This window comes from Gimesia sp. (assembly GCF_048262075.1).
GTDB lineage: Bacteria > Planctomycetota > Planctomycetia > Planctomycetales > Planctomycetaceae > Gimesia.
In genome coordinates, this window is sequence record NZ_JBLXFK010000006.1 from 102459 (window position 1) to 117885 (window position 15427).

Annotated in this window: 11 protein-coding genes; 3 read left to right on the forward strand and 8 right to left on the reverse strand. The window is 52.6% G+C overall.

Going from position 1 to position 15427, the window contains the following annotated elements:
• Window positions 1-46 precede the first annotated feature (46 nt).
• The 4 genes from ACN0YH_RS13765 to ACN0YH_RS13780 form a co-directional block, all read right to left on the reverse strand.
• Window positions 47-403: a BlaI/MecI/CopY family transcriptional regulator gene (locus tag ACN0YH_RS13765; protein WP_417380143.1), complete on the reverse strand. Its 357-nt coding sequence runs from the start codon at window positions 401-403 to the stop codon at window positions 47-49.
• 123 nt (window positions 404-526) lie between these two features.
• Window positions 527-1345, reverse strand: a complete 819-nt coding sequence (locus tag ACN0YH_RS13770) for a glycerophosphodiester phosphodiesterase (RefSeq protein ID WP_417380144.1) — start codon at window positions 1343-1345, stop codon at window positions 527-529.
• 81 nt (window positions 1346-1426) lie between these two features.
• Complete coding sequence (locus ACN0YH_RS13775) at window positions 1427-2911, reverse strand: DUF1501 domain-containing protein (protein WP_417380145.1); 1485 nt, start codon at window positions 2909-2911, stop codon at window positions 1427-1429.
• A gap of 7 nt (window positions 2912-2918) precedes the next feature.
• Window positions 2919-5699 carry a PSD1 and planctomycete cytochrome C domain-containing protein gene (locus ACN0YH_RS13780; RefSeq protein WP_417380146.1) on the reverse strand — a complete coding sequence of 927 codons (2781 nt, stop codon included), beginning with the start codon at window positions 5697-5699 and terminating at the stop codon, window positions 2919-2921.
• Between the two features lie 354 nt (window positions 5700-6053).
• Here ACN0YH_RS13780 and ACN0YH_RS13785 point away from each other — a divergent pair, with 354 nt between their 5' ends.
• From ACN0YH_RS13785 to ACN0YH_RS13795, 3 genes are all read left to right on the forward strand, one after another.
• Entirely contained in the window at window positions 6054-7211 is a 1158-nt protein-coding gene (locus ACN0YH_RS13785; protein WP_417380147.1) for a hypothetical protein, read from the forward strand.
• Between the two features lie 126 nt (window positions 7212-7337).
• Window positions 7338-8537, forward strand: a complete 1200-nt coding sequence (locus ACN0YH_RS13790) for a hypothetical protein (protein ID WP_417380148.1) — start codon at window positions 7338-7340, stop codon at window positions 8535-8537.
• A gap of 30 nt (window positions 8538-8567) precedes the next feature.
• On the forward strand, window positions 8568-10019 hold the full coding sequence (locus ACN0YH_RS13795) for a sulfatase (protein WP_417380149.1): 1452 nt from the start codon (window positions 8568-8570) through the stop codon (window positions 10017-10019).
• Here the strand turns inward: ACN0YH_RS13795 and ACN0YH_RS13800 are convergent.
• The 4 genes from ACN0YH_RS13800 to mntR form a co-directional block, all read right to left on the reverse strand.
• Window positions 10016-11425: a DUF1501 domain-containing protein gene (locus ACN0YH_RS13800; RefSeq protein ID WP_417380150.1), complete on the reverse strand. Its 1410-nt coding sequence runs from the start codon at window positions 11423-11425 to the stop codon at window positions 10016-10018. The two genes, ACN0YH_RS13795 and ACN0YH_RS13800, sit on opposite strands and share 4 nt — an antisense overlap.
• Before the next feature lie 291 nt (window positions 11426-11716).
• On the reverse strand, window positions 11717-12721 hold the full coding sequence (locus ACN0YH_RS13805) for an amidohydrolase family protein (RefSeq protein WP_417380151.1): 1005 nt from the start codon (window positions 12719-12721) through the stop codon (window positions 11717-11719).
• Window positions 12722-12757: 36 nt separating this feature from the next.
• Entirely contained in the window at window positions 12758-14239 is a 1482-nt protein-coding gene (locus ACN0YH_RS13810; protein ID WP_417380152.1) for a sulfatase, read from the reverse strand.
• 128 nt (window positions 14240-14367) lie between these two features.
• Window positions 14368-14787: a manganese-binding transcriptional regulator MntR gene (gene mntR, locus ACN0YH_RS13815; RefSeq protein ID WP_417380153.1), complete on the reverse strand. Its 420-nt coding sequence runs from the start codon at window positions 14785-14787 to the stop codon at window positions 14368-14370.
• Window positions 14788-15427 lie beyond the last annotated feature (640 nt).

A 15427-nucleotide genomic window follows, 5' to 3' on the forward strand; every position in this document is an offset into this window, starting at 1 on the left:
GGTCCTTTACAGTTTTGAATTTCAGACGGGAGCCAACTAGCGTCTGTTACGATTCTCCGCGGGCAATTTTTTTCAATTGTTTGAGTTCTTCAGGACTCAAAGTTTCTTTCTCGGCCAGTTCCATCAGCAGCTGTCCTGTTGATCCACCGGTAAAAACGTCCGCCAGTCGCCGGACCGTCTGTCGCAGCTGGGTCTCGCGTTTGACTTTCGGCGAATAGAGATAAGCCCGCCCGTTGCGTTTCCGCGTCAGCAACCCCCGCTCGACCATGCCGACCAGCACGCTGCGCAGGGTGCCGTTGTCGATCTCCCAGCCAAACGATTCCTGAAGCTCAGCCGGTTTTTGCGGTGCGCTGTTCCATAACAGCCGCAACACTTCCAGTTCATTCTGATTGGGTTGATCCATAAGAGGGCCTCTGTCCAAAAAGGGAAACGCCATTCCTATCTGTGATCTTTTCACACATTGGGAGGAACATCAAGACCAATATGTGAACTATTCACAGTTTTATTTGATCTGACCCCAGATAGATCAATCAGAGCGATGCTGTTTCAGGTGGAGTAGCAGAGCGGGCTCATCGGTATAAATGCGTTCGATGCCCTGTGTTAGCAGCTGTTTCATCAATGCGGGATCGTTGACGGTCCAGACACCCGGTTCGAGGTCGGCGGCTTTGATCTTTCGGACTTTGTCGGGAGTGATGCCTTTGAAATGCAGGACGAGTGCTTCAAAGCCGCGCTGCTTTGCGATCTTGATGTCGGCGTCGAGATCAGTGTCGGCTCCCCGATCCCAGAAGACGGGGATCGTGGGTGCCAGCTGTTTGACCTGCGACATATAGTTCAGGTTCCCGTCATTGAAGCCAACCCAGGGCCCCATATTCAGACGTTTGACCAGCGAGACCGCTGCTTTCACACAGTCTGCCTTGGGCTGAATCGAGACGCGGGTCTGATGCTGCTGCTTTATCAGTTTGAGCACCTCTTTCAACAAGGGCATCTGCTGAGGCGGGCATTCTTCTTTTGACAGCTGATGCCGTTTTCGAAAGTCGGTTGCGACGTCGACCGTTTTGAGTTCCTCAAAAGTCGAATTGGCGACGTCCAGATTTTTATCGCCGACGCGTTGTGTGGTTTTGTCGTGCGTGACGACCAGTTGACCATCTTTGGTCTGGAAGATATCAAGTTCGATCCAGTCTGCGCCGACGGCAACTCCACTGCGAAAGGCGGGCATTGTGTTCTCGGGATGCGCTCCCGAATTCCCTCGATGGGCGGTGACACCGTTCTGCAGAAAAACAGGTTCCGCAGCAGACAGCAGTGTCGTCAGAGTCAGAGCGAATAGAATGGCAAACGTGGACTTCATCAGTAGAGACTTCCTTTAAATAACAGAAGGCCATGCTATCGACTGGGGATGAACATCTCAAGAAGCGGGGACGAAATTCACTCAGGCGATAATATCTTGTACGACGTTCGTTTCGAACTGATGCGTCAGGCGTTCGCCGAGTCCGTTGCGTTCGTAAACCAGCCGTTCGTGATCCAGGCCGAGCAGATGCAGCACTGTGGCGTGCCAGTCCTGAATGCTGACGCGGTTTTCCACCGAGGCATAGCCGACCTCATCGGTGTTGCCGTAGACGAGCCCCTGTTTCACGCCACCGCCCGCCATCCAGGCGGAGAAACCATAGGGACCATGATCGCGGCCCGCGACGTTCATCTTTGCTGAAGCGGTGATCTGTGCAGTGGGCAGGCGACCGAATTCGCCGCCCCAGAGAACGAGCGTCGAATCGAGCAGGCCCCGCTGCCGCAAGTCTTTCAATAAACCCGCGACAGGCAGGTCGGTTTGACCGCAGGCAGACTGTAACGATTTCTGGATCTTGGAATGGTTATCCCACATCTGGCCTCGCGTGTAGAGTTGCACGAAGCGAACCCCCTTCTCCACCAGGCGTCGTGCCAGCAGACAACGTCTGCCATAACTGTCGGTCTCTTTCTGATCGATACCATACATCGCCAATGTCTCTGAGGTTTCCTGTGAGATATCAAGCGTTTCGGTCGCTTCGAGCTGCATGTTGGCGGCCATCTCGTAATTCTGGATGCGGGCTTCCAGTTCCTGCTGACCGGGTCGCTGCTTCTGATGCATGCGGTCGAGCTGTTTGAGCAGTTGTTGTTTATTGCGGCTGACCTGTTCGGCGTGTGCATAATCCGGGGCCAGGTTGAGCAGCGGCGATCCGGTGGCTTTCATGCGTGTGCCCTGATACAGGGGCGAAAGATAACCGGACATCCAGTTATCCACATTGTTAACAGGCAGACGGTTACTGGGATCGGCGAGTACCACGTAAGCGGGCAGGTTCTGATTTTCGTTCCCTAAGCCATAGGTAATCCAGGAGCCGAATGCCGGGTGACCGGGGAAGGTTTGCCCGGACTGCATTTTGTAAATTGCCGGTTCGTGATTGGGATGCACGTTGTACATGGAACGTACAATCGTCATCTGATCAACTTCCTGCGCGATGTGCGGCAGGGCATCGGAGACCCAGGCACCGGATTTCCCGTGACGTTTGAACTCGAAGGGGCTCTGCATCAGTTTGCCGGTCCGGTCCGTTTCGAAGACGGCGTTGCCCGTCAGTTCGCGGGGCGCGGTCTGGCCGTGATATTTTTTCAATGCCGGCTTGGGATCGAACAGATCAACCTGGCTGGGTCCTCCCTGCATGCAGAGATGTATGACTGAGGTGGCGCGAGGTTTGAAATGTGGACGCCTGGGCTTCAGGTTTTCCGGGAGTTTTGTTGCATGAAGTTCTTCTTCAGTTGCGAATGCCGGCGCCTGTTGACCGAGCAGCGATGTTAGCGCGACACCATACAGACCGTCGGTCATGCGGTCAAAAAAACGACGCCGCGAGATTTCCGACATCAACTCTGGTGGTGCTGTGGAATCAGTCATAGTCGTATCAATCGAGGTAAAGAAATTCGGCGGAGTTGAGCAGGACGTGACAATATTCGGTGAAACCATTCTGGACAGGCTTGGATTTTGTTCCGTCTTCTCCGGGCATGCTTAATAACTGAATTGACTTCAGAGCCAGTTCGGTTTCTGCCGGTGTGGGAGCCCGCTGGAAGGCGAGCTGATAAGCCAGTTCGATTCGCTGACGCGGGTCTTCCCCTGCTTCGGCACGTACACGTCGGGCGAAATGATCGGCCAGATCGTGTACCAGCCGGTTATTTACCAGCAGTAAGGGCTGCGAAACCACGTTGGAATTTTTGCGTTCGGTACAGTTCGGATTCATTTGAGGCAGGTCGAAGACTTCCAGCATTGTAGGCATATCCTTGCGGCGGTGACGTACATAGATGCTCCTGCGCCAGCCGGCAGCCGTTCGTTTGGACGTCACCAGTCCATCCGGGCGAAGTTCCACATCAACGGGCTCGCCATATTGAGTTTCATCGAGCTGGTCGGCGGTGAAGATTAATGCATCGCGAATCTCTTCGGCTTCCAGTCGACGTAGGGGCATTCGAGAGATCAATCTGTTTTCTGGGTCCGACTTTTGATGCAGAGGCGTGACGGCTGAGGACTGGCGATAGGCCTGCGAAGTCATAATCTGCCGCTGCAGTTGCTTGATGCTCCAGCCCTTTTTCACAAAGTTGACCGCGAGCCAGTCGAGCAGTTCCGGATGACTGGGAGGCGTTCCCAGGGCGCCGAAGTTGTCGAGGCTTTCCACGATTCCGGTGCCGAAATGTTTATTCCAGATTCGATTCACGATCACACGCGATGTCAGTGGGTGATCGGGCTGTGTGAGCCAGCGGGCGAAAGCAAGTCGGCGGCCGGTTTTGAAATTTGTCTGCTGAACCGGTTCTATATGATAGGTTGAAATGCCATCGGCAATGGCAGACGGGGGGCCGGGTTGTACAAGACGAGTTGGCTGATTCTCATCGCCGCGTCGATAAACGTAAGTGGGGGATGGGCGACCGCGATCCCACAGGGCACGGATCATGGGGGGTGTTTTGAGTGAAGACTTGACTTCCTTGAATTGTTTCTCCAATGACTTCTTCTGGTCTTTCGCCAGTTTTTTGTCCTTGAGCTTCGCTTCGATCTCGGCGATCTGTTTTTCCAATGGCGCGTTGTGCGCATCGATGGCGGCCTGTTCGGATTGGGGAATCACCGTCATCAAACGACTGCGGGCCCGCTTCCACTGATTGCTGAAAGGTTGCGGCGTCATCCAGTCGTACTCATCGTACGCGCCTTTGAAGATCGCGACGACGCGGTAATAGTCCCGCTGCGGAATGGGATCATACTTGTGACTGTGACAGCGGGCACAATTCATCGTCAGGCCCATAACGCCGCGCGAGAGCACATCGATTTCATCGGTAATGACTTCCATTCGATCCGAAACCCGATTGACAGGATTGGCAGAGGTCCCATCGGGTGCCATTCGCAGAAATCCGGTCGCCACCAGTTTCTCAATCGTTTCAGGCGTCGCGTTCTCCGGATTTCCGTAGTCGACCAGTTCATCGCCGGCCAGTTGCTCGGTTAGGAAGACGTCATATGGTTTGTCTTCACCAAAGGAACGAACAACATAATCACGATAACGCCAGGCATATTTGCGAATCAGGTCGGCGCTCCGTTTTCCTTCGGAGTCGGCATAACCGGCCAGATCAAGCCAGAACTGCCCCCACTTTTCTGCGTAACGGGGAGACTCCAGCAACCGATCGATGAGCCGTTCATAAGCCTGCGAACGGTTGTCGGCCAGGAAAGACTGCACCTCTTCGGGTGTGGGAGGCAGGCCGGTCAGCACATAGGTCGCACGACGAATGAGCGTGCGCCGGTCTGCTGCCGGTGAATAGGTAAGCTGCTTTGCTTCCAGCTTGCGGAGCAGAAACGCATCAATCGGATTTTTCACCAGTGACTGATGCTCTACTTGCGGTGGTTCTACCTGCTGAGGAGGTTGAAAGGACCAGAACTGGCGATCTTCTTTTGTGACCAGCGGGTCCTGTCCGTTATCGAAATCCAGGGGTTCCTCTTTGACGACTTGCAATCCCTGCGCGATCCAGTCTTTGATCGTCGATAATTCTTCCGCTGTCATCGGTTCAATGCCGGCACGACTGAGTTCTGCTTTAGGCGGGCAGTTTTTTTCCACGATGTATTTGACCAGCAGACTCTCATTCGGTTTGCCAGTGATGACGGCTGCTCCCGCTCCGCCCCCTTTCAGCATGTCGGCTCTGGTGCGCACGTCGAGTACCCCTTCCTGATACTCAGGGCCGTGACACATCACGCAACGACGATACAGAATCGGCAGGACATCATGCTGGGACAGCAGTGCCTCGGTAGTGACCTGCGGATTCTGTTCAAACTTCATTCCCTGCGTTATCCACTTGTGAATCAACTGCAGCTCTTTTTCAGAGAGTGGCTGGGAACCTTCGGGTGGCATCTGACCATCGTGCAGATATTCATAGAGCAGACTTTCATCCGGCTTACCTGCGACCAGGCCGGCTCCCGATTCGCCCCCTTTGAGCAGGGCGGCGGTGGAACTCAAATCGAATTCCGCTTTCCGATTTTTGGTATTATGGCATTTCAGACAGTGAGCCTGAAAAATTGGCAGGATCGTGTCTTCGTAAACAAGGGGAGACGAGGCTGTAGTGGGGCTCGTTTTTTCTGCAGAGTCAGCCACCTGTGATCCCTGAAAAGAGAACAGCAGGCAGTTCAGCAGCAGACAAAAATACTTACGCCGGGAAACGTCCATTGCTGTTGTTTCTCGCGATTGAGGAAGGATTCGTCAGGAGGATGACAATCAGGTCTGATTGTCCTGTTACTCATGCAGGTAAGTATTCCGATTACGGAGAGCGGCCCGCATCCCGGAATATTTCCATTATAGCCGAATTTGCAGTCAGAATGTCAAGCACTTAACGCCAGGTCTGGCAATTCACTCCCAGGTTTCTGTTCTCCTGGCCTGATTGTTTTCCCGTTGTGAAGAATCGACGCAAAAGCGGCATCTGCAGACAATCTTGTTGACTATCAAATTTCAGAGAATTACGATTAAAGTCAGTTGGTTGGGAGTGGAGACCCACATTTTCTTTTTTTTCAGGGAACCAGTTTGATGATCAGATCAAGACTCATGAAAGGCACTGTCGGTATTCTGGCGTTGCTGCTGCTGCTGGCAGGCGATCCGTTGCTACAGGCCGGTGTGACCAAAGATGCGGCGAGCAAGTATCTCAAAGATGTGCAGAAAGGAAATCCCGATTTCAAGTCGGTTGGTAAAATTACATTTGGACCCGGCGGATTGCTGGTGGTGGCGGACCCTGCGAAGGCAACAATTACGGTGATCGATACTCATGATATCGGGCCGTTGAAGAAGCTGGAACAAAAAGTTCCCAAAGTGGATGTGGCAGTCGCATCCAGCCTGGGTGTTGAACCCGCAAAGATTGACATCGCCGATATGGCCGTTAATTCAGAAAGCGGTAATGTGTATCTCTCTGTCAATCGCAAGACCGACGGACAGGCGGCGATTCTGATGATCAATGCGCAAGGCAAGGTCAAAAACTTCGATCTGTCGGAAGTCGACTATATTCAGGTTGCGCTGCCCGGCGGAAAAGAATCCAAAATCCGCAACATCACCGGCGTCGCTCTGGCCAGTGACCGTCTGCTGGCGGCTGCACAGTCGAACGAAGAGTTCGCCAACAAAATTTATTCGATTCCCCTGCCTTTAACACATGGAACTTCCGCCGATATCTACAGCGCGGAAACGTATCATGTCGCACACCGTAGATGGGAAACCAAGGCACCCATTCAGTCGTTCGTACCTTACTCGAACAAAGGGAAGAACTACATCGTTGGTGCTTTTGCCTGCACACCGATCGCCAAGTTCCCGCTGGATGAATTACAGTCCGGCAGCAAGGTCAAGGGAACCAGCGTGGTAGAACTGGGCTCCGGGAACCGACCGCTCGACATGCTGACTTATGAAAGTGACGGCAAGGAATGGCTGTTGACGAACACATTCCGCTTCCACTGGGAGAAGAGTATGTATGGCCCGAGTAAATGGTGGGGCGTGCGTGTCAACATGGATTACCTGGACGCGGAAGACATCAACGAAGAAGCGGCCCGCCGCGATGTAAAACAGAAGACCGGCCCGAATGGCATCGAAATTGTCGATCAGCTTTCCGGTGCCGTCCATATCGATAAGCTGCAGAAAAAAGAAATCGTTGTGCTGCGTGACAACGACGGGCACCTCGATCTGGAAATTACCGAATTGCCATAACGAGTGACCTCCTCTGGTTCACAGACTCTTTTCTGTTCAGGTTTGGGAATGGAAAAGAGTCTGTTTTTTTCGAGTCTACTGTCGATTGCATGTAGCACCGTCCAAGTTTTGAGGAATGCATCTCTGATGTTAAAATCATCATCTGCAGCAGGCTGGTCATTCAGCCGGCGCATTATGCAGTTTACAGTCTGTGTTCTCTTAATGGATCTACTGGTTTGCGCCGCTGGTATGCCACAGGAGGAGCCATTTCACCTCGCGTTTGAAGCAGATGCGAAAGATCCTCGATTGTGCCGCGTGGTGGTGACCGCAGAGAGTGTCCGATTCTGGGCATCTCTTATCGACGCGGACGAAACGCAGTTTCAGCGGGTACTCTCACTGAAGCGGGAGTCGCAAAGCGATCAGAAGCTGCCTGCCATGCTGGGAAATTATCAACTGAAAGACGATCGCCTGGAATTCAAACCGGCGTTTCCGCTGGTAAGAGGCAACCGTTACCAGGCGACCTTTGATCCCGCCGCATTAAAACTGCCGACAAAACAACCAGATCAACGCCTACAAGAAAATTATGAAATTCCTCTGGCCGATAGTAAACCGCCGCGCGTGCTGTCGATTTATCCTTCAGGAAACCAACTGCCCGCCAATCATCTCAAATTTTATATTCAATTCTCTGAGCCAATGCAGCAGGGAGATATCTTCGAACATTTTTCGCTGTACAACAAAACCCAGAAGCAGGCAGTTCCCCGCCCGTTTCGTCACACGGAACTCTGGTCGCGCGATGGGAAGCAACTGACGCTCTGGTTTCATCCGGGACGCCAGAAAACAGGAGTGAACCTGAATATCGAACTGGGCGCGATTCTGAATTCCGGACAGGAATATGAATTACGAATCAGCCCCCACTGGGCGGCGTTGTCGGGACAAATCTTGGGCAGCGATGTCAAAAAAACATTCAAAGCGATCTCAATGGACGAACGCCAGCCTGTGATCGGCGACTGGAAGTTGATTCCCCCTGCAGAGGGAACCCGCACACCACTGATCTGCCAGCTGGGTGAGTCACTGGATTATGCCCTGCTGCATAGCCAGGTAAGCGTACAGACAGAGAACGGGAAACAGATCGCAGGGAAGATCAACCTGGATGAAGCGGAATCGGTCTGGAAATTCATTCCGGAAGCCGCGTGGCAGTCGGGCGCATATCAACTTGTGGTGGGGACAGTACTGGAAGACCTGGCCGGCAACAGTCTACAACAGCCGTTCGCCATAGATCTTTCGAAACAGCAGCCAGACTCGAGTCCCCGCGAAGAGTCTGTTACACTCCCGTTTGAAATTAAATAATCGATTCTTCTTCGAAGACGAGGTTTTTAGATGTGGCGTGCTCTGTCAGTTCTATTCCTGTTCTGTTTGTGTCTACCGGTTTCTGCTGCCGAGAACCCGCCCAATATCGTCTTCATCCTGGCCGATGATCTCGGCTGGAAGGATCTGGGCTGCTATGGGGGCACTCTGGCAGAAACTCCCCATCTGGATCAACTGGCGAAACAGGGACTGCGATTTACCAATGCGTATTCTCCCGCGCCGATCTGCAGTGCGTCGCGGGCATCGATTCTCACTGGTCGCAGTCCTGCGCGGCTGCATTTTGAATTTGTGACGAAGCCGGCCGGTGTGAAGCCTCCCGCGCGTCAACTGCAACCACCTGAGTACACACGGGATCTGCCTCTGAATGAAGTGACGATCGCGGAAAAGCTGCGACAGGCGGATTACGCGACCGGCTTCTTCGGGAAGTGGCACGTAAGTGAGCATTATCACCGCTACCTGGGCTGGAGCCCCACGCATGGCCCACAGCAGCAGGGCTTTCAGTCGTCGAAAGAAACGTTTGGCAGTCATCCCTATGCAAAGAAATTCGACTGGAAGTCCGGCGATTTCGCGGAGGGAGAATTCCCGCCTGATGCGGTGACAGAACATGCGATTGAATTTCTCAAGCAGAAACGAAAGCAGCCCTTTTTCCTGTATCTGTCCTACTTCCATGTACATACGCCGGTCCGCGCACCGACCGACTGGCTGGTGAAAAAATATCAGAAGCGTGCCGCGATGGGCTCAGGGGATGAGATTCTGCACACACATTATGGTGCATTCATTGAAACGCTGGATGCGTATGTGGGACAGGTTTTGGCTGCGCTGGACCAGCAGGGATTACGTGAGTCGACACTCGTTGTTTTCACGTCTGACAATGGGGGACATCCCGAGTACGCCGACAACGCGCCACTGCGGGGCAGTAAATGGAACCTGTATGAAGCGGGCATCCGTGTGCCTCTACTGGTTCGCTGGCCTCAGCATGTTGTCGCTGACTCTGTCTGTTCAACTCCTGTGAGCGGTACCGATCTGTTTCCCACGTTTTGTGATGTGGCCCGCGTCGACTGCTCCAACCTGACGCTGGATGGCGAAAGTCTGCTTCCTCTGTTCCACGGAGCAACCGCCGCCTGGCCCGAACGTGCATTAACGTGGCATTTCCCCTATTACCATCCGGAGAAAGGTTACTTGAACGCAAAACCCGAGATTGGCGTCAACGATACTGTCGTCAGCAAAACGAAGCCGGTCTCTACTATTCGCAGGGGGAACTGGAAACTGCTGCAGTTTTATGAAACGAACCAGAGTGAGTTGTACGACTTGAGTAAAGATCCATCCGAGCAACACGATCTCAGCAGTACTTATCCGGAAAAAGCAGCAGCACTGCAAACTGAACTCAAACAGCGTCTGAAAGCACAACAGGCGCGGATGCCAGTTGCAGCGAACGAAGATTCTTCAAGTGAAACGAAGAATTAACCCAGCTCGGCAATCGGAGCAGAAGGACCTTCGACCAATGGTGTGGGACGTCCGCCCGGTTTGATCCAGTGGCCGTAGGGATCGATGCCCAGTTTCTTGAAGACGGTGGCTCCCAGGTCTCCGGGGCCCAGTCGGCGTTCTGCGATTTCACCACCACGACGATCTGTGGCACCAATCACCTGCCCGCCTGGCACACCTGCACCCGCTGCCAACATCGACATCACGGGAGTCCAGTGACCGCGGCCATCCGTTTTGGTAATGACCGGACCACGACCGAACTCACCGAGGACGAGTACCAGTGTTGTATCGAGCAAGCCCCGCTCGTCGAGATCGCTGATCAGCGTGGCGATGCCGTGATCGAGAACCGGCAGCATCGGCTTGAGGCCTTTGTTAATGCCGCCCCATTTCACTTCATCGCCGTGATGGTCCCAATGGCCCCAGGCATCGCTCATCGTAATGAAAGTCACGCCCGCTTCGACGAGTCGGCGGGCCAGCAGTGATTTCTGTCCGAAAGAATGTTTGCCATACTTCTCACGAACCTGGGCTGATTCCTGGTTCACGTCAAAGGCTTTGGCAACATTGCCCGAGAGTACCATGTCGTATGCTTCCTGCACATAACGATCCTGCAGGGAAAGTTCGGGCGAGAGCTCTGTATGTTTTCGCAGTCGATCAAACTGCTGACGTAATTCTTCACGGTCTGTCAGACGGGCAGTCTGCACACCGGCAGGCATTCCAAATTTTCCGGCTGACTTGACGCCGTCCAGAGGTTCATAACGATGTCCGAGATGGCCGGCACCGTAGATATCGGCGGCCATGCTGTCGGCTAAAGCGACGAAGCCGGGCATGCCGGGCACATTGGGTCCACGGAATTTCGCAGCAACTGAACCCATGGAAGGATATCCGCCGCCATCCCGATTATCGTTGGTGCGACGTGATTTGGGGTTACAGGCCTGGAATGTCGTTGGCGTGTGGTTACTGGCCGTGGCATCCATGGAACGGATGATGGCAAACTTATCCATCATCGCAGCCTGCTGAGGCATATGCTCACAAATTTCAATCCCACCGACCGAAGTCTGAATCGGATTGAAAGGCCCACGAATTTCTTTCGGTGCCTGCGGTTTGAGATCCCACATATCCAGCTGACTCGGTCCACCAGACAACCAGATCATAATCACAGACTTGGCCTGAACCGGATGCGTGAGCTGTGCCTGCGGTGCTGCCAGCGACTGTCGTTTGAGTAACTCCGGCATTGAGAGACCGGCGAGACCGGCCATCCCCATCTGCAGGAACCAGCGACGACTGCCGACATGTACCAGGTCAGAACCAGGTGCGAAGGCGGAAAATCCGCTGCCAGACTCGTGATGTTGTCCGTGGGAAACACTGGAACGGTTGAGTGGTTGGGACATCCGAATTCTCCCGTAGTTCAATCGAGTGGTCGATTATTAATTAAGGTTAGATAAAAAACGGTTTCTGAAATAAAAAACAAACCCTCTTCTATCCTATCCTTTGTGGTGAGCAGCTCAGGCAGGACTTTTAAGTATTATCAGCATACACGAATATGATCGGAAATAACAACGCGAAGTTCCTGAGAATTATTAAGAATCTTCATCATCATGTTCATTAAAACAGTACACTGGCGGTATAATTCCTGCAAAACCTGCCAACCGACCAAGTCAGAATGGCATTTCAACGTTAACTTAAGTCAGTTTCAGGAGTTTGATGGCATTTTCACGATTAATTTTCGCGCGGACCTCAGTCGGCAGTTCCAGTTTTTCGAACAGCTCAAACTGCGGGACATTCTGTCCTGGTGCCAGGTAATCGGTACCGAACAGAATCCGATCCTGACGACGGATTAAAAACTCCGTGCCGAACTCCAGATCACGGGAGATGGAATTCGCACCGGAACCTGCTGAGAGATCGCCATAAATATTGGGGTAGCGGCTCATCAGATCGTCGATGGCACCGCCCGGTTTGACTTTGTCTTTAGGGTAACCCCCCAGTTCTTTGGGAGTGAGGCCTCCGGAAATGGAAGCCCACCAGCCGGGTCCATGGCCGATGAAATTCAGTTCGGGAAATGTTTTGAGGGCGTTTTCCAGGCGTTTCAGTCCGGGAACATCTTTACCGCGAATGTTATCGATGTGAAACAGCAGTGGAATGCCAACTTCCTGGCAGGCTTCGTAGACGCGCATCATCAGTGGATCATCAAAGTTGAGCCCCACCTTATGTTCGCCGAAGCCCTTTGCCCCCTGATCGACCCAGCCTTGAATCATGCCGACCAGCGCTTTCACACTGCCGGCATGTGTGGTACGCGGGTCGACGGAGCAGAACGGAACCAGACGATCAGGATGGTCTTTTGCAGCTGCCAGGACGGACTCGGTGGTCTGCAGATACTTGGTTGATTCGGGTGAAGTCAAAGGCAGCACGCAGGATTTTTCGATCTGGTTTTCGTCCATCCACTTGATCAGACCTTCCGCCGTCAGATTTTTTTTCGGGTCGGTATAAGTGCCGATATGGGTATGGACGTCAATGAAACCGGTCCCTGCTTTAATATTGGGTTCGGCTGCCCGGATTGCCCTGGTGGGCCATTGGCCGGCGGCGGTACTGAGGCCAGCCAGCAGGAGTGATTTGGAAAATTCGCGGCGGGAGAGATTCATATTTCGTTCCAGATATTTAATGGAGGGATCGGGTCGCGTTGATTCCATTCAAAACGACCTTCGCGGGAAATACAAGTCTGGAATTCATTTTTGTTTGGGAACGCGGCGGCGGTTCTCGAATGAAATCTGCTTGACGCCCTGGGGAGCAGCACTGGCCTGTTCGATGCGTTCGTGAAGAATTTCTGCCAGTTCGTCCCGCAATTTTTGAGTATCAGCCTGATTCGCCAGGTTGTGCATTTCTGCAGCATCGGATGTGTGATCGTAGAGTTCCATCCCTTCACTGCCGTTCTTGCCCCATTCGGTGTAGCGGAACGTGGGAGTGCGAAGACTGTAACCGTTAGCATACTGCGTGAGTGCTGTTTTGCGGGATGAGGTCGTGGCGTCTTTTAAGGTCGGAACCTGGCTGATCCCGGAAACAGACGCTGGTGCTTTCAGATCACACAGTTCAGCCAGAGTCGGATAAAAGTCGATCATTTCTGCAGGAGAAACGGCAGTCTGCCCTTTCGCGGTGACACCGGGTCCGGCGATGATCAGCGGCACGTGAGCCGCGTTTTCGAACAGCGTGGTTTTCTGCCAGTGCCCATGTTCGCCCATGTGATAGCCGTGATCAGAAGTGAAAACAACAATTGTGTTTTCATCAAGCCCCGTTTCTTTGAGGGCCTTTAGAATATGCCCTAACTGGGCATCGGCAAATGTAATGGAAGCGTAATAGGCCTGAATTGCCTGGCGGGCCAGCTTGTCAGGCAGATCTATTTGATTTTTTTTGCGGGTTACCGATTTCCGCGCCGCTACGGGAATTGTTTTCAGGTAGCCGTCGGGAATCTGTGGCACTTTGATCTGCTCAACGGGATATTTTTCGAAATAGGCTTTAGGAGCGACATAAGGTGTATGTGGCCGATACAGGCCGACAGCAAGAAAGAATGGTTCTTTTGAAGCAGCAAATTTTTTCAGCTGCTGAATGGCGATGTCGGCAGCAATCCCGTCGGTCTGTTCGGCATCGGTTCCCTCGGCAGCCAGCCAGCTGAGGGTACCTCCATAGCTTCCCGGGACGAGGCTGAAGATCTGGTCTTCGTCATCAACATCGCGACCTCGGGGATTGAACGTTTGATTCCAGGAATAGGGATCATCATGTCCGCCAGTGCCGATATGCTTGGGGACGTTATAGTGATAGATTTTTCCGACGCGGGTGGCGAAGTAGCCGTTATCACGAAACATCTGGGACATGGTTTTTACATTGGGTACATGTTCCCGAATGTAAATTCCATTGCGATGCACGAGTGTCTGATCGGGATACATGCCCGTCATAAATGAAGCCCGGCTGGGTCCACATAAGGGAAACTGACAGTAAGCGTGTTCAAACCGAACGCCTTGCTTTGCCAGTTGATCGATATTCGGAGACTGTACCTGTGGATGACCGTAGCAGCCCAGGTCACAATTCAGATCGTCGCAGATCAGAAACAGGACATTGGGTTTCGAATCCGCAGCGGAAGCAGGCTGGATCGGTATAACAATGCAAAAAAGCAAACAGATGGTGCAGGAAATGAATCGACCGAGGCTGTTGATCATGAATGCGCTCCGTTATAAATGACTTGAATGACACTGATAGTTCAATGCATGCTAGCAGACTCAACAATCGAATTCAGCTAATAATTTTTCGCGAAGCAGGAAAAACTGTGATCGATTCAGGGAATGGGTCACCCCTGCACTTTGGATGCGAATGATTCCATAATCGCCAATGTTTCCGGACTGACATGATGTTCAATGCCTTCGGAATCTGTGGCAGCCGTCTCTTCGCTGACGCCGAGCGCAATCAGAAAGCTGAGGACGATTTCATGGCGGCGACGGGAATCTTTCGCCAGGCGCGCCCCCTGCGTGGTCAGTTCAACGGGGCTGTAAGGCTCGGTCGTGACATAACCATCTCGCTGCAGACGGGCGACGGTACGATTGACGGTCACGTGGCTCACAGCAAAGTGTTCCGCCAGATCTTTCACCCGGCAAACGCCCTGCTCTTCTATGACTTCTGCAATCGCTTCAACATAGTCTTCAGCAATTTCTGTTGCATGATCCACACGCGTGCGCTCGTGTTGATTCTTAGGTTGCTGCTTCTTTGCCATCCTGTCTCGCCTTGAGTGTCGTTAGTGATTTCTGGCGTTCCATGGTACCGAAATCGAGTTGACTTTGACAGCCTTAGGGAGACGGAATTGGAGTCGAAGTGCAAGCGAATTCCACTCTTAAAACACAAAGCAGCTTCATTTGACTTCAGGAAACAAATCCGCTCCAAAACTAAATGAAATTGGGATAAATTCCTGACAACTAAGCTTGTTTACAGTACCTGTTCAACTTAATCTAATGTTGCATGCCAGAATAATTAATACAGAGGTCTATTATGTTTCGCCAATTCAACTTTTCTACTCTCTCTCCTGATTGCCTGCCAAATACAAATTCAAAGCGCAGACGCTGGCAGCCTTTAATCATTTCGCGATTAATGCTGGGGCTGTGTGTCTGTCTGGCAAGTTCGTGTGGCAGTTCGACTCCCGAAGAGAAACCGAATATGACCCCATTACATGAAACGATCTCGACGCCACTTCAGAGCTCTCATAAAAAGACTTCTCCCTCTGGCAGTTCACTAAAACGTCGGTCTCTGAAAACTTCCCGTACTGACAATTCTACCTCAATGCGGACTAATCAGAATTCGACCGAGCTGGCATTTAAAATTGTTGCTTTTCATAGGAATGTCCATCAAATCCTAGAGAG

What these genes read in the sequence shown, in the direction of transcription:
- ACN0YH_RS13765 (WP_417380143.1), bottom strand. Translation starts at nt 403, where the DNA reads ATGGATCAACCCAATCAGAATGAACTGGAAGTGTTGCGGCTGTTATGG.
- ACN0YH_RS13770 (WP_417380144.1), bottom strand. Translation starts at nt 1,345, where the DNA reads ATGAAGTCCACGTTTGCCATTCTATTCGCTCTGACTCTGACGACACTG.
- ACN0YH_RS13775 (WP_417380145.1), bottom strand. Translation starts at nt 2,911, where the DNA reads ATGACTGATTCCACAGCACCACCAGAGTTGATGTCGGAAATCTCGCGG.
- ACN0YH_RS13780 (WP_417380146.1), bottom strand. Translation starts at nt 5,699, where the DNA reads ATGGACGTTTCCCGGCGTAAGTATTTTTGTCTGCTGCTGAACTGCCTG.
- ACN0YH_RS13785 (WP_417380147.1), top strand. Translation starts at nt 6,054, where the DNA reads ATGATCAGATCAAGACTCATGAAAGGCACTGTCGGTATTCTGGCGTTG.
- ACN0YH_RS13790 (WP_417380148.1), top strand. Translation starts at nt 7,338, where the DNA reads ATGTTAAAATCATCATCTGCAGCAGGCTGGTCATTCAGCCGGCGCATT.
- ACN0YH_RS13795 (WP_417380149.1), top strand. Translation starts at nt 8,568, where the DNA reads ATGTGGCGTGCTCTGTCAGTTCTATTCCTGTTCTGTTTGTGTCTACCG.
- ACN0YH_RS13800 (WP_417380150.1), bottom strand. Translation starts at nt 11,425, where the DNA reads ATGTCCCAACCACTCAACCGTTCCAGTGTTTCCCACGGACAACATCAC.
- ACN0YH_RS13805 (WP_417380151.1), bottom strand. Translation starts at nt 12,721, where the DNA reads ATGGAATCAACGCGACCCGATCCCTCCATTAAATATCTGGAACGAAAT.
- ACN0YH_RS13810 (WP_417380152.1), bottom strand. Translation starts at nt 14,239, where the DNA reads ATGATCAACAGCCTCGGTCGATTCATTTCCTGCACCATCTGTTTGCTT.
- mntR (WP_417380153.1), bottom strand. Translation starts at nt 14,787, where the DNA reads ATGGCAAAGAAGCAGCAACCTAAGAATCAACACGAGCGCACGCGTGTG.